Annotated in this window: 2 protein-coding genes; both read right to left on the reverse strand. The window is 48.3% G+C overall.

Annotated elements, in window-relative coordinates; genetic code table 11:
• Positions 1-255: 255 nt before the first annotated feature.
• Complete coding sequence (locus RMO35_RS00785) at positions 256-963, reverse strand: hypothetical protein (protein ID WP_309737886.1); 708 nt, start codon at positions 961-963, stop codon at positions 256-258.
• Positions 964-1,038: 75 nt separating this feature from the next.
• Positions 1,039-1,620, reverse strand: coding sequence for a hypothetical protein (locus RMO35_RS00790; RefSeq protein ID WP_309737887.1), 582 nt, complete (start codon positions 1,618-1,620; stop codon positions 1,039-1,041).
• Positions 1,621-1,851 lie beyond the last annotated feature (231 nt).

The raw sequence follows: 1,851 nt of genomic DNA on the forward strand, positions 1-1,851 counted from the left end.
ATGCAATATGAAATCAAGACTAGGTTCGGCGATCGCCACGATCGTGTTAATTATTGCATTCAGCGATTGGTAATAACTCTTATTCTTTAATTGTGGCAATTTTCTCTATTAATGGTAGGTATTTAGCGTATTTAGCCAAAATCGGGCATGAAACACTGTTTCATACCCGATGTTAGTAATTGGGGCTAATTGGCAAGACCCCTAAAGCCTAAAAGCCCAAAGCTTAGAGCCTAAAACCCGAAGCCTAAAACCTAATTAACCGCGACCGCTAGGTGCGTTGTTGCGAGTTGGGGGTGCTTCGGGAGGTAATGGTGTAGTCAAGCTAGGGCTTGGCTTACAAGGACAACCGATGCCACCACCAGCAATCACTAAGAACTGGTTGAAGTCACCGCCTTGACTGGAGATGCCATCATTCCAACCAATCCGCACGCCTTGAGTACCCAAGGAGGTAGCATCATTCTCGAATTTTGCTAGCTGTGCGCCACCATTTCGCTCTGGTACGGAGTAGACAGTAGTAGCACCTTTACCTTTTTGAGTTGACTCTAGATAAAGTGTGTAAGGAGTCCCCGACTTGAAGGTAAATTCGGCAAACGGTTTTCTAACTGCTTTACCAGCAGTACCGACCCGGTTTTTGCCTGGTTTGTCTTGAGCGCGGGCTTCCGAAATTAGGGGAGTTTTCTCGCCAGTGGCTAGATTGAGTACGCCAAAGGTAGACTGAGCAGAGTTGTTTGATTTGACAAACGCAAATTCAATGATGGTATCGCGATCGAATTGGACGGTATTGTTATTGAATTGTTCGTCAGCACTGGCAGAGGGAATGAAGCTACCGAATGCTGCTGTGGCAATCGCGCCGCAGCCGATCGCGAATTGACGGAATTTAGCTAGTTGGGTCATGATATTCAAGCCTGACTTGGCGATCGATGGATGGATGGTCGCAATTATCGAGAGTGAGCCGCGAGGCAAGAGTGGTCTCTATCGCTCTTGCCTTCAACAGGCTATCTATTGACGGGATACTGTCTCAGATTTTAGAGCAGCTCTCTACCAAAGTTGGCTGGTAGCTACCGAGTTGGTTGCAGTAGCACCACTCTTGACTGATTCAATAAACTGACGCGCTTCGGCTTGAGCAGCGGCGAGTTCTGCTGCGGCATCAGCTTCAGCAGCTTTAGCAGCTACTACTTCTGGGCGTGGAGCAGTACTAGGCGCACTGGCAGTAACATCGGCATTGGGACAACCACAAGCTGCAAGATCCGCAACACCTTTATCTACCGCATAGCGGACGGGGGTTGTATCTGCGGCAGCTACAGGTTGAGCTGCTTCGGCGGCTGAGAGGTTAGACACCGCAGTATCATAGCTAGCTTGAGCGACACTGACTCTGGACGAAATGGTTCCAGCCTGACCGCTAATCGCTGCACTAGCGCCACCGCCGGGAGTGCTTCCGCCACTATTACTACTACCAACGCTGACGCTGGGGATAGTGGTAACGTTACTACCGCTACTATTACTATTATTAGTAGCTGTTTGAGCGATCGCACTACCAGACTGTAGTAATCCAACGCAAGCTACTGTAGCGATAGCGCTACAACCGACGATCGCGTGGCGATATTTAGAAAGATTTAGCATGAATATCCAACCTTAATTTGAACGTTAATTATGGGTAATTGAGACTATTGGTAGACGACTGGCTTTTGCCAGTGACTGGCAAAAGTCTAGCGGCTTTAGAAATTAAAAGATACACTAGCACCCAATACAAATCTAGCACCACCGCCACGATTACCAGGGGCAACATTTGGGTTTGTAGAATTACCAATTCCTGCAATGTCGCGGAAAGACGGGGTGATTACGAGGGGGAAA

Source organism: Chamaesiphon sp. OTE_20_metabat_361 (assembly GCF_031364565.1).